We start from the raw sequence: 19,877 nt of genomic DNA, 5'->3' as shown, positions 1-19,877 counted from the left end.
ACCCGGCAGTCCGTTCCGAATCCGGAGGAACCATGTCCCGCCCCGTCATCGCCGTCGCCGGCCTCGGCATCGAGTCCTCGACCTTCTCCCCGGCCCGCACCGAGGTCCCCGCCTTCCACCCGCAGCGCGGCGCGGACGTCCTGACCCGCTACCCCTTCCTCGCCCCGGGGCAGCCCCTGCGCGAAGCGGCCGACTGGCGCGGCGCGTTGGTCGGCAAGTCGCTCCCCGGTGGCACGGTGACGGCCACCGCGTACGCCGAACTCACCGAGGAACTCCTCGACCGGTTGGGGCAGTTGGGGACGATCGACGGTCTCTGGTACGACATCCACGGCGCCATGACCGTCGAGGGCCTGGACGACGCCGAGGCCGAACTCCTCCACCGCATCCGCGAGGTGGTCGGCCCCGACGTCATCGTGTCGGCCTCGATGGACCTGCACGGCAACGTCTCCCGTGAACTCGCCCACCGGAGCGACCTGATCACCTGCTACCGCACGGCCCCGCACGAGGACGTCATGGAGACGAAGGAACGGGCGGCCCGCAACCTCGTGGACCACCTGGCGAGCGGCGCACCCCGCCCGGTCAAGGCGTGGATCCCGGTTCCGGTCCTGCTGGGCGGCGAGCAGACCTCCACCCGGATCGAACCCGCGAGGAGCGTGTACGCGGCCGTCGACGAGGTGGCGGCGGCGGACGGCGTCACCGACGCGGCGATCTGGGTCGGCTACGCGTGGGCTGACGAACCCCGCAACCGGGCCGCCGTCGTCGTCACGGGACACGACGAGGAGGCGGTCACCGCGGGGGCGGAGCGGCTGGCCCGCGGCTTCTGGAAGGCCCGCCACGACTTCGACTTCGTCGCGCCCACGGGCACCCTGGACGAGTGCCTGGACGCGGCACTGGCCTCCGCGGAACGCCCGTACTTCGTCAGTGACACCGGCGACAACCCGACGGCGGGCGGCGCCGGGGACGTCACCTGGGGGCTCCAACAGGTCGTCGCCCGACCGGAGTTCAAGGACCCCGACGGGCCCACGGTCATCTACGCCTCGCTCCCGGGCCCGGCAGCGGTCGATACGGCGGTGAAGGCCGGCGTCGGTGCCACGGTCACCGTCACCGCGGGCGCCGAGGTCGACGACCGCCACGCCGGACCGCTCACCCTGACCGGCGTGGTCCACGCGCTCCGGCACGGCGACCGGCACGCGGGCACCGAGGCCGTGCTGCGGGTGGGGAGCGTGCACGTGATCCTCACCCGGCGGAGGAAGCCGTACCACTTCGAACACGACTTCACCGACCTCGAGTTGGACCCGCGCGCGGCCGACGTCGTCCTCGTCAAGATCGGCTATCTGGAGCCCGAGCTGTTCGCGATGGCCGCCGACTGGAAGATGGCACTGACCCCGGGCGGCGTGGACCAGGACCTGCCGAGACTCGGCCACCGCCGCATCCGCCGCCCGATGTTCCCCTTCGACCGGGACATGCCCGACCCGGACCTCACGGCGCGCATCATCGCCCCGTCGAACGAACCGCTCAGGGGGCCGGACGAGTGAGAACCCCGGCGCGGCACAGCGCCCCTGAAGGGGCGCGGGGAACTGCGTGACCAGCCCCCACCGGGCCCGCGGTGAACGAACCACATGACCGGCGGAGCACTCAGCTCCGAGCCGCGGACGCGATCAACAGGTCCAGCAGGGCGATCAGTACGTCCTTGCTCGACTCACGGTCACGCGCATCGCACAGCACCACCGGCACATCCGCCGGAAGGGCCAGCGCGTCCCGGATGTCCTCGGCCGGATACGGATGCTTCCCGTCGAACCCGTTGACCCCGACGACGAACGGAATGCCCCGACGCTCGAAGAAGTCCACGGCAGCGAAACTGGAGTCCGGCCGACGCACGTCGAACAGGACCACCGCGCCCAGCGCGCCCACGGCCAGGTCGTTCCACATGAACCAGAACCGCTGCTGCCCCGGCGTACCGAACAGGTACAGCACCAGGTGGTCGTTGATGGTGATCCGGCCGAAGTCCAGGGCCACGGTGGTGGCCCGCTTCTGCTCGATCCCGGCGAGGTCGTCGACGCCCAGGCCGGCGACGGTCAGCGATTCCTCGGTGCGCAGCGGCATGATCTCGCTGACCGACCCCACCATCGTGGTCTTGCCGACGCCGAAGCCCCCGGCGATCAGGATCTTGACGGTGTCGGGTGCGGCGGGAGTCTCAGAGCCGGCCAAGGCCGTCCCTCACTTTCTGCAGCAGGTCCAGGTCCGTGGTGCGGGTCGAGACGGGGTGCGGCGGACGGGCGGTGATCAGGCCCGCCTCCAGCAGGTCGCAGAGCATGATCACGACCACGCTCACCGGCAGGTCGAGCAGGGCCGCCAGCTCCGCCACGGCGAGCGGCCGTACGCACCGCCGTAGGATCCGCGCCTGCTCCGGCTGCGGCCGGGGCGCCCGCTCCGGCGGCGGATCCACCGCGGTCACCGTGGTGATCAGGGTGAAGTCCGCACGGCTGGGCCGGGTCCGTCCACCGGTCAGGGCGAAGGGCCGCACCAAGCGGCCCGCCCCGTCGCTTTCGCTCACCTCACTCGCCGGTGGGGCCGATGCCGGCCCGCGGTGCCGCGCTGAGATGCTCGCCGATCTTCTTCACCAGCATGTTCATCTGGTACGCCACCACACCGACGTCCGCGCCCGGACCGGTGAGGACGACGAGATGGGCGCCGGGGCCCGCCGAGGTCAGGATCAGGAAGCTGTTGGCCATCTCGATGAGCGCCTGGCGCACCGGACCGCCGCGGAAGTCCATGCTGACGCCCTTGCTGAGGCTCATCAGCCCGGACGCGGTCGCCGCCAGCCGTTCGGCGTCGTCGCGCACGAAGCCGGTGGACCGGCTGACGACCAGCCCGTCCTCGGAGAGCACCACGGCGTGGTTCACGTCGGCGACCCGGTCCACCAGACCGGTGAGCAACTGGTCGAGCTGGGTGTCCGTGGCGGGGGTGGGGCGTGTCATGGCGGTGTCCTTCATGAGCGGTCGGTGTGGGGAGTCGGGGCGGCGGCCGGGTCCTCCCGGACATCGAGCGGGTCGTCCTGCGTCTGAGCGTCCTGCGTCTCTTCGTCCTGCGTCTCTTCGTCCTCGTCCCGGGCCCGGAGTGTGCCGCGCTGGAATCCGGCGAGCGAGGAGGCCGCGAGTTCCGCGGTGAAGTCCTCGGCGTCCTCCTCGGCTTCGGGCGTGGCCTCCTCCCGCAGCTCGACGGCGAGGCTGGTCTGCGGCACCCGGCGGGGCAGTGGGGTCAGTCCGTTGGACCGGGGCGCGGGAGCGGGGGCGGTCCGCGGCGCGAGCAGGGGCGGCCGGGCCGTCCGGGCGGGTGGGGTGTCCGCCTTCTGCGGGGCCGCGGTGTCGGCGGCCTCGCTCACCACGATCTCGTGCGGGATCAGCACGATCGCCGTGGTCCCGCCGTACGGCGAGGAACGCAAGGTTACGGCGATGCCGTGCCGGTTGGCGATCCGGGCGATGACGAACATGCCGAGCCGGAGGTCGTCGGCGAGCGCCACCACGTCGAACTTCGGGGGCTCGGCCAACTGGACGTTGAACGAGGCGTAGTCGTCCTCGGACATGCCGAGGCCCCGGTCCTCGATCTCGACGGCCAGTCCCTTCGCCACCATCCCGGCCCGTACCCCGACGGGGCTGGGCTCGGGGGAGTACACGGTGGCGTTCTCGATGAGTTCGGCCAGCAGATGGATCACGTCCGCCACCGCGGGCGGGGCGACGCACACCTCCTCGTCGGTGTGCACCTCCACCCGCTGGTACTCGGCTACCTCGCCGACCGCACTGCGCAGGATGTCGATCAGCGCGACCGGATCGCTCCAGCTGCGCCGTGGCTGCCCGCCGCTGATGATGACGAGGTTCTCCTCGTAGCGGCGCAACTGGCTGGCGGTGGAGTCCAGTTCGTACAGGCCCGCGAGGATGTCGGGGTCCTGGTGCTCGCGTTCCAGCGCGTCTAGCTTGCTGAGCTGGAGGTTGACCAGGTTCTGGCTCTGCCGGGCGATGCCCAGGATCACCTTCTGGAAGCCGCGTCTGGTGTCGGCGAGTTCCACCGCGGTGTGGACCGCCGTGCGCTGCGCGGTGTTGAACGCCTGTGCCACCTGCCCGAGTTCGTCCCGGCCGTAGTCCAGCGGGGGCGTGGCGGACTCCACGTCGACCGTCTCGCCGCGGTCGAGCCGTGCGACGACATCGGGCAGCCGCTCCTCCGCGAGGCTGAGGGTGGCGATGCGCAGTCCGCGCAGCCGCCGGGAGAGGGAGCGGGTGATGCGCCACGACATGATCACGCACACCAGCAGAGCGACGAACCCTCCGGTGCTCAGCGAGGCCGCCTTGATCAGCAGTCCCTGCGACTTGTCGTCGCTGCGTTCGAGCAGTCCGGCCGTCTCCTGGTGGATCAGCTGCGTGTACTGGTCCGAGAGCTTGTCCAGCGCGGTGTTCCACTGTTTCTGCGCGTCCGGCAGGGTGATCTCCCGGTCAGCGGTGAGGCCGTTGGCCCGGGCCGCGAGCACCTGGTCCTCGACGAGCTCCAGGGTCTTCCACTCCGAGCTCTCGAGAATCCGCTCGGTCCGTGTCTGCAACGTGCCGCGCAGCGAGGGCTGGAGCTGGTCCCGGACGAGCCAGCGCCGTACGTTGACCAGCTGCGCGAACTGGTCCCACGACTTCTCGTCGAGCTGCCCCGACGGCCAGGACAGGTGCAGCTGGGCGTCCTCCTGGGAGACCAGCTCCGCCGAACGCTCAAGGGCGACGAGCGGCCCGGCCTGGGAGGTGAGGTCCCCGTCGTCCACCTGGGAGAGCTCCTGGAAGGCCTGGATCTGGTCGTCGATGATCGAGGTGTACTGGGCCAGCGCCTGGTCGGCGGTCATGTTGGTGCGGTGGTCCACCTGGCTCCGGTAGTACTCCAGGCTCCCCATCGCGGCGATGACCGAGTACATCCGGTCGCCGATCCGATCGGGGGCCTTCTTGATCGCCTCGGACTGACTGACCAGTTGGGCGACCACCTCGTCGGTACGTTTCCGCTGTTCGTCCAGGGCCGTCCGGGAGCTGTCGGGCGAGGCCAGCAGCACGGCCGACAGACTGCGTTCCCGCTGCAGTGCGAGCGTCGCGTCGGTGCCCATGGCCCCGGTGGACCTGCTCAACTCCGTCTGTGAGCGCAGCCGTAGGCCCTCCGAGAACATCTGGATCGTCGTCACACTCCACATCGCGGCGAGCGTGACGCTGGGCACCAGCGCCAGGAGGATGAGGGAGAGACGTATGGGGCCGAGGCGGCGGCGCCGGGCGCCTTTCCGTGGAGACATGGTCGGTCCTTGGGCGGTCAGCGAGGAGCGGGGAGCTCAGCGCGGAGGGGAGAGCGGGTCAACGGGTTCCGGCGGCGGCGAACTTCGCGACCGCCGCGACGTTCGTCTTCGTGACGAACGCCGGCCCGGTGAGCACGGGGGCCACGCCGCCCCCGCTGAGGTTGCCGTTGGTCTTGTACAGCCAGAGCGCGTCCACCGCGAGGTAGCCCTGCAGATACGGCTGCTGGTCCACCGCGAACTGCACGTCCCCGCTCTGCACGGCCTTGACCAGGTCCTTGTTGAGGTCGAAGGTGGCGATCCGGGCCTCGCTGCCCGCCTCCTTCACCGACTTGACCGCGTCCAGCGCGAACTGGGCGTTCAGCGTGACGACTTCGTCGATGCTCGGGTCCTGGCGGAGCTGTGCCGTGAGGGCTGCGTCCACCGCCTCCGTGTCGGTGCCCTCGACGTAGAGGTTCTCGGCCTCGCCGTGGAACGCCTTCGTCAGGCCGGCGCAGCGGGCCTCCAGGGCGACGTTGCCCCGCTCGTGGACGACGCACAGGGCGTGCTTGGCCTTGAGGTCGTTCAGCTTGTCCCCGACGGCCGCGCCGGCGACGCTCTCGTCCTGGCCGAAGTACTCCAGCAGACCCTGGGACTTCCAGGCGTCGATACCGGAGTTGAGGCCGACCACGGGTATCCCGGCCGCCCTGGCCGCGGCGACCGGGCCCTTCATCGCCTGCGGCTTGGCCAGGGTCACCGCGATGCCGTCGACCCCGTCACCGACCGCGTCGCGCACCAGCTCCGCCTGCTTGACGGGGTCGGAGTCGCTCGCGTACGTCAGCTCGATGCCGTCCTTCGCGGCGGCGGCCCGGGCGCCCTTCTGCACGAGATCCCAGAAGGCGTCGCCCTTGCCGCCGTGGGTGATCAGAGCGACCTTGAGGTCACCGCTGCCCGCCTTGCCCGCCGCGTCCGTGCCCGAGTCGAGCTGCGTGTCGCCGGAGCCGGAGCAGCCGGCGACGAGCAGGAACGCGACGGCGGTCAGCGCCGCGAGGCGCGGGAATCCGAGGGAGGCCTGAGGTGGGGGAGGAGTGTTCATGGAGTGCGGCACCTCGCTGTGCGGCCGAGCAAGTGGAACGCGAAAGTGAGGCCCGAACGCAGGTGTGCGCGCCGGCCTGTTGAACCTTCACTGGCTCGGAGCCAACCGTGTGTGACCGCCGGTAGTCAAGTGATCAGCCGCTTGTAGTGAGTACTCGGTGCCGCATCGTGATGGTCTCTGGGCCAGCAGGAATGCCGACGGTGGTGGTAGCGGGGTGGCGGGGACGGAGCGGAACCGGAACGCGTACCCGGCGGGAACGAGCGTACAACCGGCAACGAGCGCCCCGTCCCCGGGGGCGCCACCGTCACGGCTTGCGCGCCACCACCCCGTACATCGCGATGTCCGTGTCCCGGGTCACCTCGGTGCCCGTGCCGTCCGGATGCCACTTGTGGACCTGGACGACGCCCGGCTCGACGAGTTCGAGTCCCGTGAAGAACTCCTCGGCCTCGGCGAAGGTGCGCAGCCGCATCGGCATGCCCCGGGCCGCGTACTCGCGCGCCACCTTTCCCACTTCGTCCGGTGCGAACTCGGCGGTGCCGATGGACATCGCGAGGTGGCTGCCGGAGGGGAGCGGGTCGAGGAGCCGGCGCACGATGCCGACGGCGTCGTCCTCGTCCATCATGAAGTGCACGATCGCGATGACGGTCAGGGCGATCGGCCGGGTCAGGTCGAGGGTCGCGCGCAGTTCGGGCGCCTGGAGGATGCTCGCCGGGTCGCGCATGTCCGCCTCGATGTACGAAGTCCGGCCCTCGGGCGTGCTGGTGAGCAGCCCCTGGGAGAGCCGGAGGACGAGCGGGTCGTTGTCGACGTACACCACCCGGGAGTCGGGGGACACCGACTGGGCGATCTCGTGGATGTTGGGGGAGGTCGGGATGCCGGTGCCGACGTCGAGGAACTGGCGTATCCCCGCCTTCTCGGCGAGATGGCGCACCGCGCGGTTCATGAAGTCGCGGTTGGCCCGCATGTGCACCGGCAGGGCCGGCCACTCGCGACACATGGCGTCGCCGGCCTCCCGGTCCGCGGGGTAGTGGTCCTCGCCGCCGATGATGTAGTCGTAGATCCGCGCGGAGTGCGCGCTCCCGGTGTCGAGGCCATCGATGTTTCGGTCCATGCACCTCCCTTCCCATCTTCAACTCGCGTCTAATCAGGGGTAGTTGATGGGTGTGTGGGATTTCCTCGTCATGGTTGCCCGGGATGGAGGAAATCCGCGATCCGAGGTCTGTGGCTGGAGCGCCCTCTGCCCGCTCTCCAAGTTGGGCTCATGACCACCCGACAAGTAATCGCCCCCGTCCACCCGTGGCGCCGGGCGGCCCTCGTCGCCCTGCTGCTCGGTGAGGCGATGAACCTGCTGGACGCGACCGTCGTCCAGGTCGCCGCGCCCGCGATCCACGCCGACCTGGGCGGGGCGGTGTCCGACGTGCAGTGGTTCACCACCGCCTACACTCTGCCGTTCGCGGTGCTGCTCGTCACCGGCGGCCGTCTGGGCGACATCGCGGGCCGCAGACGGCTGTTCGTCCTCGGCGTCACGGGGTTCACGGCGGCTTCGGTCGCCTGCGCCCTGGCGCCGACCGTGGGGGCCCTGATCGGGTTCCGGGCGGTGCAGGGTGCGGCGGCGGCCGTGATCATCCCCCAGACCATCGGGCTGATCAAGGCGATGTTCTCCGGCGCGGAGGTGTCCCGGGCGCTGGGCGGCATCGGCCCGGTGATGGGCCTCGCGGCCGTGTGCGGGCCGGTGCTCGGCGGGGTGCTGACCCACGCCGACCTGTTCGGCTCGTCCTGGCGCGCGGTGTTCCTGGTCAACGTGCCGGTCGCCCTCGTGGTCCTCGCCCTGTCGTCCAGGCTGCCGGAGGACCGGGCCCCCTCGCGGCCCACCCTCGACGTGACCGGCACGGTCCTCGCGATGACCGGCACCGGCCTCCTGGTCTTTCCGCTGATCGGCGCGGATGTGGCCCAACTGCCCGGGCGGAGCTGGTGCGTTGTGGCCGCGGGCCTGGCCGTCCTCGCCGGCTTCGCGGTCCACCAGCGCCGCGTCGCCGCCGCCGGGCGCAGCCCGCTCGTCGAGCCGAGCCTGTTCGCCCACCGCGGCTTCCCGGCCGCCCTGGTGGCGTCGGCGGCCTTCTTCGCGGTGACCAACGGTCTCATGACGGTCGTCGTGCTCCAACTCCAACTCGGCCTGGGCATCGGTGTGTTGAAGTCCGGCCTGAGCCTCGCGCCGTGGTCGGTGGGCCTCGCCGTGGCCTCCTGGGCGGCGGGCGCGCATCTCGTACGACGGTACGGGCGCCGCGTGATGTACGCCGGACTCGGCGTCCTCCTGGCCGGACTGCTGGGGGCCGTCGTCGCCTACGACTCGGCGAGCCCCGCCACGTACCCTCGGCCGCTGCTGCCCGCCCTGGCCGCCGTCGGACTCGGCGCCGGCCTCTTCGCCCCCGCCTTCTTCACCCTCGCCCTGGCACCCCTGCGCCCGCAGGAGATCGGCTCGGCAGCCGGCCTCCTCAACGCGGTCCAGCAACTCGGTGCCACCCTCGGCGTCGCCGTCCTCGGCAGCGTCTACCTCGACACCGCCGGACCCGGCGGCCCGGAGGCCTCGCTGCCCGCCGCGCAGGCCGCGTTCTGGGCCGCGGCGGGGTTGGTGGGGGTGAGCCTTGTGGCGAGCGGGGGGATGGGCGGGGCGAGGAAGAAGGCAGCGGGCTGAGGCCTGACGGCCAAAACGGAGGGGGACTCCAGGCCATACCCCGGAAGACCCTCACGGCCGCACGCACGCAGCCGAACGAATCCGGCCGCCGGGCCTGCGCCGGGCGTGCGCTGGATCCGTGCCGGGCGGGCGGCGGGCTTACGCCGGACCCGTGCCGGGCTTGCGCCGGACGTGCGTCGGACGCGTGCCGGGCGGGCGGCGGGCGTGCGTCGGACGCGTGCCGGGCGGGCGGCGGGCGTGCGTCGGACGCGTGCCGGTTCCGCGTCGGACCAGTGCCTCCCGTGGTGGTCCCGCGCCGCCACGCGCGCGCAGCCAGTCCGTTGCCCTTGTGCCGGGCCTGCGGCGGGCTTGCGGCGGGCGTGCGTCGGTCCCGCGTTGGACCAGTGCCTCCCGTGGTGGTCCCGCGCCGCCACGCGCGCGCAGTTGGACGACCAGTTCGTTGCCCTTGTGCCGGGCCTGCGGCGGGCTTGCGCCAGACCCGCGTCGGACCCGTGCCGGGCGGGCGTCGGGCGTGCGCTGGATCCGCGTCGGTCCCGCGTCGGACCAGTGCCTCCCGTGGTGGTCCCGCACCGCCACGCGCGCGCAGCCGGACGATCAGTCCGTTGGCCCCGTGCCGGACCCGTGCCGGACCCGCGTCGGCAAGTCGGGCTGGGCCCCTGGCTGCCGTCGACCACAGGTCTCGCGAGGGCCTCACCGTCGTGGACGCGCGTCCTTGTGCGGCGGTCGCCGTAGGTGCGCCGCATCCGTCAGGGCCGGGCTCGCCGCCTTCAGGTTGCGCAGGACGGGGCTGGTTTCCAGGGTGCGGATCGCGTCGAGGGTGCCGAGGCGGCGGGTGAGGTAGCGGTGGAGGTCGGCGGGGTCGCGGCAGAGGGCCTGGGCCACCAGGTTGGTGGGGCCGGTGGTCGCGGCGACGAACGCCAGCTCGTCGTGGCCGGACAGGGCCGTCGCCACGTCCTCCAGGCGGGCCGGCGGCACCGACATCCACAGCAGCGCCCGGGTGTTGACGCCGAAGAGCCCGGCGTCGACCTCGACGTCGAAGAACAGGGCGCCGCCCGCCCGCAGATTGGCCAGCCGGCGCGCCACGGTGGCCGGCGCCCACCCGGTCGCCTCCGCCAGCTCGCCCTGCCCGGCCCGCCCGTCCTTCTCCAGCGCGGCCAGCAACTCGGCGTCACCCGCACCTGGACGACGGGCGGGCCCGCCACCGGCCACGACCGCCTCGCGCAGGACCCGCTGCTGCTCCCCGCCGAGGGCGTCGGCACTACGGCGCCAGTTCGTCGGGCCGCCGAGATAGGTGTGCAGCAGACAGTGCGCCGAGACCGATGTGACCCCGCCGGTGCGCGGAATGTCGTGCAGGAGAAGGGAGTTGTCCCCGGCGCCGTCGGTCGGAGCGTGCACGACCGCGACGATCTCGGTACCGCCGGACGCGAGCTTCACCCACGAGGTGTCCGGCCGGCACACCAGGGCGCGGGCAATGTCCTGCGCGGCCCGCGCGGCGACACCCAGCCGCACCAACCACTGGGTACGGCCCGCCTGGTGAGGGTCCGTCAGCCCGACGACCCGCAACGACGCCTCGGCACGCAGCCGCCGGTACCGGCGCGCGACCGTCTGCGCCGAGACCCCGAGAACGTCGGCGATCCGGCTGAAGGGCGCACGGCCGTCGATGTGCAGCGCGTGGATGAGACCACGGTCGAGGTCGTCGAGCATGCGTCCATCCTGACCCAGGTGGGCGACGGGACGGCGGTCACCGCTGGCTAAGATCAAGGAATGGCCACTTCGGAACCCACCATCGTCGCGACCTCCGGCGGCCTGCGCCCGGGCGGCCGGACCATGGTGGCGTTCAACTCCCTGGTGCACCACGCCGTCGACCTCTCGGGCGCCCACGGACGCCGGCCGCGCGTCATGTACGTCGGCACGGCCATCGGGGACGCCGAACACTTCACGGCCCGCGCGCACGAGGCGGCACGCGCGGCCGGGTTCGACCTCACGCCGCTCCAGCTCTTCCCCATGCCCAACCTGGAGGACGTCGAGGGGACCGTCCTGGAGCAGGACGTCGTCTGGGTCATGGGCGGCTCGGTGGCGAACCTGCTGGCGGTGTGGCGGGTGCACGGACTGGACCGGATCATGCTCCGGGCCTGGGAGTCCGGCGTGGTGCTGAGCGGGGTCAGCGCGGGCTCCCTCTGCTGGTTCCAGGGCGGCACCACCGACTCCTTCGGACCCGAACTCCGGCCGCTCGCCGACGCGTTGGGCTTCCTGCCGTACGGCAACGGCGTGCACTACGACACCGACCCGGGCCGCCGCCCACTGGTCCACCGTCTCGTGGCCGACGGGACCCTGCCCGTCACCCACTGCACGGACGACGGGGTCGGCCTGGTCTACCGCGGCACCGACCTGGTCGAGGCGGTCACCGAGGTGCCGGGCAAGGGCGCCTACGTCGTCACGCGCGACGGCGGTGCCGCGGTCGAGGAACGCATCGAGCCGCGCAGGCTCCCCGGCGTGTGACGTCGGGAGGACGAGGAGCCTGCGCGGCCGACCGACTGGCGCGCCTCCGCTGCCGACTACTGCAGGGCCTCCGCGGCCGGCTGCTGAAGAGCCCGCGCCTGCCTGCGCCGCTTCCGGCGGCTCACCCGGGGCTCCTGGTCGGGCAGCCACCCGAAGCTGAGACAGCTGCCCACGACGCCCAACAGGAGGCCGATCATGAAGCCGCCCAGGTTCGAGGTGGCCCAGGTGCCCATGGAGAGCACGACGCCGGTGATCGAGTAGAAGAGGCGTTGGGCGGGGTTGAAGAGGATCAGCAGCCCCAGCAGCAGCATCAGGGCCGGCAGGAGGTAGCCCGCCAGGCCCTGCATGCCCATGTGCAGGACGACCTTCATCGAGGCCTTCATGGTGAGCAGGACCTCCGCCCCGCCCAGGGCGAGCAGCAGCCCGCCCCAGAACGGACGGTCGCCCCTCCAGCGCCGGAAGGCGGCCCGCTTGCCCTGACGTGGCGGCTCCGACATCAGCAACCCTTGCTGCTGAAGCTGAGGTTGAGGCCGGGCAGCTTGAACACCGCTGCCGTGGTGGCGTAGTTCGTCTGCCGCAGGTTGGCGATGCGCACGGTGTCGGCCTGCTGGCTGAAGACGCCGAGGGGGCCCTTCACACCCGCCTTGGTGAGGGTGCTCGCGTCGTTGCCGATCTCGATGTTGGTGAAGGCCGCGTCGCCCGACAGCTCGGTCGAGTCGGTGGTCAGGTCGGTCGCCTGGACCTTCTCCGACCCGCCGCCGGCGGTGATGAGCAGGTTGGTGCCGCCCAGGTCGACGCTCTGGCACAGCTTGGTGAGCGTCGCGCTCTTGATGGCGGAGGTCACGACCAGCACCTGGCCGCCGGTGTCACCCGCGTTCGGGCTGCCCTCGGCCATGTTGTCGAGTCCGCCGAACTGCTCGAACCCGGTGCCGTTGAGCTCGGTCGCGGTGACCGTGAAGGGCATGCCGGAGATGGCGAACTGCACCCCCAGAGCGCCCTCGGCGGTCAGGATCGCGAGACCCGCGGTGATCGCCACGGCCGGCACGGCCATGATCGCGGCCCGCCGCCCCCGCACCCGTCCGCGTCTGGCGGGGCCATCGGAGGCTTCGGGTATGGAACCGCTTTCCGGGTTCTCGGAGGTGTTGCCGGCGGACGAGGTGGCGTCTGAGGACGAGGCCATGTGCTGCTCCCAGGGGCATAGTCAACGCAAGTAGGGCTCACGTGCAGATCGCGGCTTCAAACGGCTCGTTGTCCTGGCGCGGACAGCGGCTGCGGCACACGCATCCTCGCAACTCCCGGCGGGTGCAAGGGCTTTCACGTACTCCGCAGTAGCCGCCGAGGAAGTTACCGGCGGTTACGACCAAGGGTCAAGCAAGTTGTGAGTAAAGGGTGTTGATTGTGCGTCAGCTGTGATCCACCAAAACTGACGGTTATTCAAAACCCCAGATGACACGTCAACTCCCCTGGTAAGCCTTGACGTTGACAGATGCTCAGGTTTACAACTCTCCCTGGCTTCCCTCAGATCCGTGGCGCCGGATCCAGCCGTCGGGCGACCTCGCCCGCTTTCCCGGACGTCCTGTCCATCACGGGCTCTTCACTGTCCGAGCCCGCCCCTCCATGGCGCCCGCACGGCCACTTCCCCCCTGGGGTCGTGCCGGGTTCGCCCCCCGCCCGGTCCGGCCGGAGCCCTCCCCCCATGGGCCTTCGGCCGGTCACCGGCCGGTTGCCGTTGCCGGTCCGTCACGTACGGAGAAGGCGTCACGGGCCGGCAACGGCGGACGCCGAGACGCGTCCCCCCACACCCACCCCCACCTCAGGAAAGAGGCATCCCCGCATGCGTACGCGATCCCTGCTCACCCTCACCGCCGCCGTCGCCGCCCTCACCCTCCCGATGACCATCTCCGCGTCGGCGGCCGATGTCGCGGTCCTCACCACCGGGGGTGTCGGCGGCACGAACGTCGCCGACGGCGCCACCCTCACCGCGTCCCTGGCGAGCGGTACCACCGCCACGCTCTACTCCAGCTCGACCGGCACGAGCGGCATCTCCTGCACGGCCTCGACGTTCACCGCCACCGTCGCCACGGGCGGCAACCCGACCGCGCCGGGCACCGCCACCGAGTCGCTCGACGCGCACACCTTCAGCGGCTGCACCTCGAACGTGGTCGGCGTCCTCGGCGTCAGCAGCATCACGGTCAACAACCTGCCGTACACCACCACCGTGGCCTCGGACGGCACTGTCACCGTGACCCCGGCGAGCGGCTCCACCATCCAGACCACGATCGTGCTGAGCACCCTGCTGGGCAGCATCAACTGCGTCTACCAGGCGGCCAGCCTCAGTGGCACGGCAGACAACGCCGACAACAGCATCGCCTTCACCAACCAGGCGTTCACCAAGACGTCCGGCTCCTCGCTGTGCTTCAGCAGCGGCTACTGGACGTCGAAGTACGCCCCGGTGACCACCGGCGGCGAGGCGGTCTACGTCAACTGATCCCCGTAGGAGTCAACTGATCCCTGTAGGAACGGCCGCTGCAGTAACGGCCTTCACCGTCGCCTGAGACGAAGGGCCAGGGCGGCGCCCCCGGTGAGCACCAGCAGCCCGGCGGCGCCGCCTGCCAGCATGGGTGCCGAGGGTCCGGTGTCGGCGGTGGAGGCCACCGGTGTGCTGTCCGGGGTCGAGCCGGCGTGGGCGGCGGCCGAATGGCTTGCCGTCCCTGCCGGGCTCGCCTTCACCGGGCTCTCCTTCGCGGGCTTCGCGGAGGCTTTCGGGGTTTTCGTGACAGAGGGGCTCGCGGTGGCCGAGGGGGAGTCCCCGGCGGCGGATGCGTCCTTCTCGGCTGCCGGGAACACCACGTCCGAGCACGAGTAGTACGTGTCCGCCGTACTGCTGTTCTGCCAGATCGTGTACAGCACCTGCCGTCCCGTCCGGTCGGACGGCAGTTTCGCGGTGATCCGGTAGCCGCCGCCCGTCAGCGCCGGGTCCTTCACCTCCGCGAACGGCTGCTCCGGCAGGTCGGACCAGGTCAGCGGCTTCGTCCGGTCGTAGCCGGGCTTGGTGAGGTAGAGCCGGAACGTGCCGGTGTGCGGGATCGTCGAGACGTACTTCATGGTCAGGTCCGCGCCGGGAGTCAGCTTCGTCGACGGCCAGTCTGAGCGGGCGAGGTCGAGGCCCTTGTAGGCGGGCAGCCCTCCGCTGCACAGCTCTCCATCGGGGATGGTCTGCCGGTCACGGCCGTTCACGTTCGCGACGCGCAGGTTGTCCCAGGCCGTGAAGGGCGCCCCGTTCGCGGCGACGGCCGCCCGGCACGCCGCCGAACCGGACGGGCTGCCGCCGTCGGGGGAGCAGGCGTAGACCCGGCTGACCGGATCCGTCGGCGCGCCGTGCGCCTGAGCGGGTGCCGCCGCGAACACGGTCAGCAGGAACGGGGCCACCAGAGCGGCCGCCACGGCGGTACGACGGGACATCTGAACGCCTCCCAGGGCGGCGCGGGGTACGGAGTGCTTCCGTGCAGTACGCGGTAGCGGCCCGATGCGTTCACCGGGGTGCAGGTGAGGGCAAATCGTCCCGTCTCCGGTCAACTCGCCGACGTCGAGGGTGGGTTTCCGGCCGGATCAAGGGTTTCCCCTGTATCCGCATGACCATCTCTTTGCCTATCGTTCGACCACAGCCGACCCACAGGTAACCCCGGACGGGTCGATGCTCGCGCCTGGCCGGCCATCGCGCGCCGTTTTTCGCACCACCCCGCCTTCCGGCTTCACCCCCCGCCGCTTCATCACCGAAGCGAATCGACCGCCGCTCCGCGCTGCCCGGAGCACGGCCACGAAAGGCAAGCCCTTGCGCACCACTCCCTCTTCCGGTTCCTCCCGACGGAAGCTGATATCCGCCGCCGCGGTCTCCGCCGCGCTGCTGACCGCCGCCACCGGCACCGTCGCCGTCGCCCAGGAACCCGCCGCCCGGGCCGCCGCCGTCCCGGCCGCGCTCACCGAGGCCGCCCCCGGCACCCCGGCCGAGCGCCTCATCGTCGGCTACAAGTCCGGCGCCGCCGAGGCCAAGTCGAACAAGGCCGCCGCGGCCGACGCCGAGGCCAAGGGCCAGGAGGCCGGCGAGGACGTCGACTTCCAGCGCCGCCTCGGCACCGGCGCCGCCCTCGTCGACCTGGGCGCGAAGGCGACCCGCACCGATGTCGCCGACGTCGTCGCCGAGTTCAAGGCGGACCCGCAGGTCTCCTACGTCGTACCGGACCGCCTGAACACACCGCAGGCCGACCCGAACGACACCGAGTACGCCAAGCAGTGGGACCTGTTCGAGTCCACCGCCGGCATGAACGTGCCCGGCGCCTGGTCGACCGCCACCGGCACCGGCGTCACCGTCGCCGTCATCGACACCGGCTACGTCGCCCACACCGACCTCGCCGCGAACATCGTCGCCGGCTACGACTTCATCTCCGACACCGCGGTCTCCGTGGACGGCAACGGCCGCGACAGCAACCCGGCCGACCCGGGCGACTACTACGCGGCCAACGAGTGCGGCACCGGCATCCCGGCCAGCAACTCCTCCTGGCACGGCACGCACGTCGCCGGCACCATCGCCGCGGTCACCAACAACAGCAAGGGCGTCGCGGGCATCGCGTACGGCGCGAAGATCTCCCCGGTGCGCGTGCTCGGCAAGTGCGGCGGCTACGACTCCGACATCATCGACGCCATCACCTGGGCGTCCGGCGGCACCGTCTCCGGCGTCCCCGCCAACACCAACGTCGCCAAGGTCATCAACATGAGCCTGGGCGGCGACGGCGCCTGCACCAGCGCGACCCAGACCGCCATCAACGCCGCCGTGAACCGCGGTACGACCATCGCCGTGGCCGCGGGCAACGACAACGAGAACGTGTCGGGCCACTCGCCGGGCAACTGCTCCAACATCATCTCGGTCGCCGCGACCAACCGCACCGGCGCCAAGGCCTCGTACTCCAACTACGGTTCCCTCGTGGACATCTCGGCGCCCGGCGGCCAGACCAGCACCGGCACCGCCAACGGCATCCTGTCCACGCTGAACTCCGGCGCCAGCACCCCGTCCTCGGAGTCGTACGCCTACTACCAGGGCACCAGCATGGCCACCCCGCACATCGCGGGCCTGGTCGCACTGGTGAAGTCGGCCAACTCCTCGCTGACCCCGGCCCAGATCGAGACGGCGATCAAGAACAACGCCCGTGCCCTGCCCGGCGCCTGCTCGGGCGGCTGCGGTGCGGGTCTGGCGGACGCCGCCAAGACGGTGGCGGCTGTCAGTGGTGGTACGACCACGGGGACGACCTTCTCCAGCAGCACCGCGGTGTCCGTCCCGGACAACGGCTCGGCGATCGAGTCCTCCATCGCCGTCAGCGGCCGCACCGGCAACGCCCCCACGACCCTCCAGGTCGGCGTCGACATCACCCACACCTACCGCGGTGACCTGGTGATCAGCCTCGTCGCCCCGGACGGCACGGTGTACAGCCTGAAGGCGGCGAGCTCCTCGGACTCCGCGGACAACGTCAACACCACCTACACCGTGGACGCCTCCGCCGAGACGGCCAACGGCACCTGGAAGCTGCGCGTCCAGGACACGGCCGCGCAGGACACGGGCACGCTCAACAGCTGGAAGCTGACCTTCTAGAGCTGGTGAGTGCGTCTCCTTGAACGGGCGGGCCGGCCGGTGCGGATGGGGCATCGGCCGGCCCGCCGTCCGTCATCCGCGGAACGCGGCGAGGTGGTCGCCGGCCCAGTCCCGATAGCCGTGGGCCGGTCTGCCGAGCACCTCGGCGATCGTCGGTTCCGTCAGCGCCTTCATCCGGTCCCGCCCACGGACGGCGCTCTCCACCAGGGCGTGGGCCACCTCGGCGGGGTAGCGCTCCAACAGCCCGCCCAGTGCCTGATCCACCGTCAACTCCACGAAACTCAGCGGACGTTGGAGCAGGTCCGCGAGGATCCTGGTCTGCTGTACGGGGCTCACGGCCTCGGGCCCGGTGAGCGGATGCGCCCGCCCCGCGTGCTCCTCGGGCTCCGTCAGCGCCCGCACCGCCACCTCCGCGATGTCGCGGGGATCCACCGCCGCGACCTCGGCGTCGCCGCAGGGAGCGCGCACCATCCCTTGCCTTTGTATGGAGCGGGCCCAGCTGAGGGTGTTGGACATGAAGGCCCGCGGCCGCAGCACCGTCCATCCCATGCCCGACGCGTGCAGGAGCCGTTCGTTCTCGCGTTGCCACTCGGTGACCAGATCGGTTGCGTCGGTATCGGCCACGGACAGGGTTGTCACCTTCACGACATGGTGAACTCCCGCCGCCCGTGCCGCCGTCAGGAAGTTCTCGTCGTGGGCGTGCGTCAGCGGGTTCGAGGTGACGAGCAGGGCGGACCGTACGCCGCTCAGCGCCCGGTCCAGGCTCGACGGGTCGGCGAAGTCCCCGCCCACCACCTCGACTTGGGGTCCGGCGAGCGCGGCGGCTCGGCGCGGATCCCGGGTCAGCAGCCGTACCGGCACGCCGGACAGACGCCGAGCCACCAGCCCGCCGACGGTGCCGGTAGCCCCGCTGACCAGGATCACGACTCGACGCCGACCAGCTCGACGACGGCGTCCGTGGCAGAGGCATCGGCGGCGGCGTCGATGGAGGCCAGGACGCGCGCGCCGCGGTCCGGCCGGCTGTCCAGACCGAGCAGCAGCCCCGGCACCGCTACGGCCGGCAGGATGTGCGTCCACAGGCTTGAGATCCGGCGCCCGAGGTCCTCCCGGCCATGCAGTGCCCGCGACATGATCTGGATCCCGGCGAACGCCCCGACCACCAGGTCCGCCGTGTCCCGCGGGTCCACCGTAGGCAGCAACTCGCCCTGGTTCTGTGCCTGTTGCAGCATCTCCGTGAGCCGGTCACTCCACTGCCGGAACGGCCCGGTGTGATCTACGCCGGGCGGCGCGGACTGGTCCACCGCCAGCCGCACGCTTCCCTTCAGCAGGGAGTTGCTCAGCAGTCGCTGCCCGAAGACGAACGTGATGTCGATGATCTCCTGCAGCTTGCACGGCTGCGGCGGTACGGCCCCCAGGGGCAGTTGCTCGTCCAGTACGGCCTGGGCGAGGGATTCCTTGGAGGGGAAGTGAAAGTACAGGGCGCCTTTGGTGACAGCGGCCCGCTCCATCACCATCGCGATGGTGGTCGAGGCGTAGCCGCGTTCATCGAAAACCGCACCCGCGGCTTCCAGAATCGCCCTGCGCGTCCTGATTGCCCGCTCCTGTCTCGGCATAAAAGCCCCTCCAATGCGCCGAGTTGGGTCTCATTGAAAACAGACCGGAAGCCCTCGTACTCTATCGCTCACCGGCACCGGCACCTCGCCGTCCGTCATCGCTTCGGAGGATCGAGGGAAGAACATGCCTCAGTCACGGCAGTTCACCGAGTCCCCGGCGGAGCCCCTGACGGCGACCGTGCCCCGTCAGCTCGTGCACCGCGCGGCCGTGGCCGAGACCTTCCTCACCGGCTGGACCAGAACGGCCGCGGACCGGTTCACCGTTGTCGCCCAGTGGCCTCGAGCGCATCAGTTACACGTGTCGCCGGACCGGTCCGCGTACGAACCGCTGCTGGTCGCCGAGACCGTACGCCAGTGCGGAGCGCTCCTCGCACACGCCGAGTACGACGCCCCCCTCGGCCACCACTTCGTGCTCCAGGAGCTGCGTGTCGACACCCGCCCCGAGCACCTGGCCGTCGGCACCGCACCCGCCGAACCCGTCCTCGACATCACCGTCGGCGACGTCCGTACCCGCGCCGGCCGCCCGGTCGGGATCGGCTACGACGCCGCCGTACGACTCGGCGGCGAGCGCGTCGCGACCGGGCGCATCGCCATCACCTGGACGAACGGCTCCGTCTATCGCCGACTGCGGGCCGGCCGCACCCCGGCCACCGTCACCGTCGTGCCCCTCCCGCCCGGACTGCCCGCCGAGGCCGTGGGCCGGGCCCTGGCCGCCGACGTGGTCCTGGCGCCCGCCGGCCGCCCCGACCGCTGGCAGCTGCGAGTCGATACCGCGCATCCTGTTTTCTTCGACCATCCCCTCGACCACGTCCCCGGGATGCTCCTCCTCGAGGCCGTCCGCCAGGCCGTACGCGCGCGAAGCGGCGGTCGCCGGTCGGCCGTGTCGTTCCGTACCGCCTTCGTCCAGTACGCCGAACTGGATCGACCGACCTGGCTGGAGATGAGCGGCGAGGACGGTACGGACGTACAAGTCGTGGCGCGGCAGGGGGAGTCGAGCGTCTTCGAGTGCCGGGTCGGCACCGTCGCACGGTGAGATATCGTGCACAGGGAGTGAG

The 19,877-nt window shown here is 71.3% G+C and carries 18 protein-coding genes; 6 read left to right on the top strand and 12 right to left on the bottom strand.

What is annotated here, in order from left to right:
* Positions 1–32: 32 nt before the first annotated feature.
* Positions 33–1,535 carry a M81 family metallopeptidase gene (locus IG08_RS0118180; protein WP_030603032.1) on the top strand — a complete coding sequence of 501 codons (1,503 nt, stop codon included), beginning with the start codon at positions 33–35 and terminating at the stop codon, positions 1,533–1,535.
* Positions 1,536–1,635: 100 nt separating this feature from the next.
* Here the strand turns inward: IG08_RS0118180 and IG08_RS0118175 are convergent, their stop codons facing one another.
* From IG08_RS0118175 to IG08_RS0118150, 6 genes are all read right to left on the bottom strand, one after another.
* A complete protein-coding gene (locus IG08_RS0118175) occupies positions 1,636–2,208 on the bottom strand; it encodes a GTP-binding protein (RefSeq protein ID WP_030603030.1) in 573 nt (190 codons plus the stop codon).
* A complete protein-coding gene (locus IG08_RS0118170; protein ID WP_030603027.1) occupies positions 2,195–2,554 on the bottom strand; it encodes a DUF742 domain-containing protein in 360 nt (119 codons plus the stop codon). Before IG08_RS0118170 ends, IG08_RS0118175 begins: the two co-directional genes overlap by 14 nt.
* A gap of 1 nt (position 2,555) precedes the next feature.
* The gene (locus IG08_RS0118165; RefSeq protein ID WP_030603024.1) at positions 2,556–2,978 is read right to left on the bottom strand and encodes a roadblock/LC7 domain-containing protein; all 423 of its coding nucleotides are present in this window, start codon (positions 2,976–2,978) and stop codon (positions 2,556–2,558) included.
* 11 nt (positions 2,979–2,989) lie between these two features.
* A complete protein-coding gene (locus tag IG08_RS0118160) occupies positions 2,990–5,305 on the bottom strand; it encodes a sensor histidine kinase (protein WP_030603020.1) in 2,316 nt (771 codons plus the stop codon).
* Between the two features lie 58 nt (positions 5,306–5,363).
* A complete protein-coding gene (locus tag IG08_RS0118155) occupies positions 5,364–6,377 on the bottom strand; it encodes a substrate-binding domain-containing protein (protein ID WP_030603017.1) in 1,014 nt (337 codons plus the stop codon).
* Positions 6,378–6,681: 304 nt separating this feature from the next.
* Positions 6,682–7,488, bottom strand: a complete 807-nt coding sequence (locus IG08_RS0118150; protein ID WP_030603014.1) for an SAM-dependent methyltransferase — start codon at positions 7,486–7,488, stop codon at positions 6,682–6,684.
* A gap of 150 nt (positions 7,489–7,638) precedes the next feature.
* Between IG08_RS0118150 and IG08_RS0118145 the strand changes: the two genes are divergently transcribed.
* Positions 7,639–9,069 (top strand): MFS transporter, encoded by a 1,431-nt coding sequence (locus IG08_RS0118145; RefSeq protein ID WP_030603011.1) that lies wholly within the window; start codon positions 7,639–7,641, stop codon positions 9,067–9,069.
* Positions 9,070–9,759: 690 nt separating this feature from the next.
* Here IG08_RS0118145 and IG08_RS0118140 read toward each other — a convergent pair.
* Entirely contained in the window at positions 9,760–10,773 is a 1,014-nt protein-coding gene (locus IG08_RS0118140; protein ID WP_030603008.1) for an Lrp/AsnC family transcriptional regulator, read from the bottom strand.
* A 60-nt stretch (positions 10,774–10,833) separates the two neighbouring features.
* Here IG08_RS0118140 and IG08_RS0118135 point away from each other — a divergent pair, with 60 nt between their 5' ends.
* On the top strand, positions 10,834–11,568 hold the full coding sequence (locus tag IG08_RS0118135) for a Type 1 glutamine amidotransferase-like domain-containing protein (protein WP_030603006.1): 735 nt from the start codon (positions 10,834–10,836) through the stop codon (positions 11,566–11,568).
* Between the two features lie 56 nt (positions 11,569–11,624).
* On the opposite strand, the gene IG08_RS0118130 is transcribed toward IG08_RS0118135, so the two are convergent.
* Positions 11,625–12,065, bottom strand: a complete 441-nt coding sequence (locus IG08_RS0118130) for a DUF6114 domain-containing protein (RefSeq protein ID WP_030603003.1) — start codon at positions 12,063–12,065, stop codon at positions 11,625–11,627.
* Complete coding sequence (locus IG08_RS0118125) at positions 12,065–12,748, bottom strand: DUF6230 family protein (protein ID WP_030603001.1); 684 nt, start codon at positions 12,746–12,748, stop codon at positions 12,065–12,067. The genes IG08_RS0118130 and IG08_RS0118125 overlap by 1 nt, the downstream gene beginning before the upstream one ends.
* A 654-nt stretch (positions 12,749–13,402) precedes the next feature.
* Here IG08_RS0118125 and IG08_RS0118120 point away from each other — a divergent pair.
* Entirely contained in the window at positions 13,403–14,056 is a 654-nt protein-coding gene (locus tag IG08_RS0118120; protein WP_030602999.1) for a hypothetical protein, read from the top strand.
* A 53-nt stretch (positions 14,057–14,109) separates the two neighbouring features.
* Here the strand turns inward: IG08_RS0118120 and IG08_RS0118115 are convergent, their stop codons facing one another.
* A complete protein-coding gene (locus IG08_RS0118115) occupies positions 14,110–15,030 on the bottom strand; it encodes a lytic polysaccharide monooxygenase (RefSeq protein WP_030602996.1) in 921 nt (306 codons plus the stop codon).
* A 370-nt stretch (positions 15,031–15,400) separates the two neighbouring features.
* Here IG08_RS0118115 and IG08_RS0118110 point away from each other — a divergent pair, with 370 nt between their 5' ends.
* Positions 15,401–17,209 carry a S8 family peptidase gene (locus IG08_RS0118110; RefSeq protein WP_030602993.1) on the top strand — a complete coding sequence of 603 codons (1,809 nt, stop codon included), beginning with the start codon at positions 15,401–15,403 and terminating at the stop codon, positions 17,207–17,209.
* Between the two features lie 72 nt (positions 17,210–17,281).
* On the opposite strand, the gene IG08_RS0118105 is transcribed toward IG08_RS0118110, so the two are convergent.
* Both IG08_RS0118105 and IG08_RS0118100 read right to left on the bottom strand, forming a co-directional pair.
* The gene (locus tag IG08_RS0118105) at positions 17,282–18,133 is read right to left on the bottom strand and encodes an SDR family oxidoreductase (protein WP_030602991.1); all 852 of its coding nucleotides are present in this window, start codon (positions 18,131–18,133) and stop codon (positions 17,282–17,284) included.
* Positions 18,130–18,822 carry a ScbR family autoregulator-binding transcription factor gene (locus IG08_RS0118100; RefSeq protein ID WP_030602988.1) on the bottom strand — a complete coding sequence of 231 codons (693 nt, stop codon included), beginning with the start codon at positions 18,820–18,822 and terminating at the stop codon, positions 18,130–18,132. The genes IG08_RS0118105 and IG08_RS0118100 overlap by 4 nt, the downstream gene beginning before the upstream one ends.
* Before the next feature lie 124 nt (positions 18,823–18,946).
* On the opposite strand from IG08_RS0118100, the gene IG08_RS0118095 reads away from it, so the two are divergent.
* Positions 18,947–19,855 (top strand): ScbA/BarX family gamma-butyrolactone biosynthesis protein, encoded by a 909-nt coding sequence (locus tag IG08_RS0118095; RefSeq protein WP_030602984.1) that lies wholly within the window; start codon positions 18,947–18,949, stop codon positions 19,853–19,855.
* The last annotated feature ends 22 nt before the right edge of the window (positions 19,856–19,877 follow it).

The sequence above is a fragment of the Streptomyces fulvoviolaceus genome (assembly GCF_000718165.1).
In the GTDB taxonomy this organism is placed as follows: domain Bacteria; phylum Actinomycetota; class Actinomycetes; order Streptomycetales; family Streptomycetaceae; genus Streptomyces; species Streptomyces fulvoviolaceus.
This window is presented reverse-complemented; position numbering and strand designations above follow the sequence as displayed.

Excerpts from the sequence above, each read along its gene's own strand:
- IG08_RS0118180 (WP_030603032.1), top strand. The coding sequence starts at position 33 with ATGTCCCGCCCCGTCATCGCCGTCGCCGGCCTCGGCATCGAGTCCTCG.
- IG08_RS0118165 (WP_030603024.1), bottom strand. The coding sequence starts at position 2,978 with ATGACACGCCCCACCCCCGCCACGGACACCCAGCTCGACCAGTTGCTC.
- IG08_RS0118160 (WP_030603020.1), bottom strand. The coding sequence starts at position 5,305 with ATGTCTCCACGGAAAGGCGCCCGGCGCCGCCGCCTCGGCCCCATACGT.
- IG08_RS0118155 (WP_030603017.1), bottom strand. The coding sequence starts at position 6,377 with ATGAACACTCCTCCCCCACCTCAGGCCTCCCTCGGATTCCCGCGCCTC.
- IG08_RS0118150 (WP_030603014.1), bottom strand. The coding sequence starts at position 7,488 with ATGGACCGAAACATCGATGGCCTCGACACCGGGAGCGCGCACTCCGCG.
- IG08_RS0118145 (WP_030603011.1), top strand. The coding sequence starts at position 7,639 with ATGACCACCCGACAAGTAATCGCCCCCGTCCACCCGTGGCGCCGGGCG.
- IG08_RS0118140 (WP_030603008.1), bottom strand. The coding sequence starts at position 10,773 with ATGCTCGACGACCTCGACCGTGGTCTCATCCACGCGCTGCACATCGAC.
- IG08_RS0118135 (WP_030603006.1), top strand. The coding sequence starts at position 10,834 with ATGGCCACTTCGGAACCCACCATCGTCGCGACCTCCGGCGGCCTGCGC.
- IG08_RS0118130 (WP_030603003.1), bottom strand. The coding sequence starts at position 12,065 with ATGTCGGAGCCGCCACGTCAGGGCAAGCGGGCCGCCTTCCGGCGCTGG.
- IG08_RS0118125 (WP_030603001.1), bottom strand. The coding sequence starts at position 12,748 with ATGGCCTCGTCCTCAGACGCCACCTCGTCCGCCGGCAACACCTCCGAG.
- IG08_RS0118120 (WP_030602999.1), top strand. The coding sequence starts at position 13,403 with ATGCGTACGCGATCCCTGCTCACCCTCACCGCCGCCGTCGCCGCCCTC.
- IG08_RS0118115 (WP_030602996.1), bottom strand. The coding sequence starts at position 15,030 with ATGTCCCGTCGTACCGCCGTGGCGGCCGCTCTGGTGGCCCCGTTCCTG.
- IG08_RS0118100 (WP_030602988.1), bottom strand. The coding sequence starts at position 18,822 with ATGCCGAGACAGGAGCGGGCAATCAGGACGCGCAGGGCGATTCTGGAA.
- IG08_RS0118095 (WP_030602984.1), top strand. The coding sequence starts at position 18,947 with ATGCCTCAGTCACGGCAGTTCACCGAGTCCCCGGCGGAGCCCCTGACG.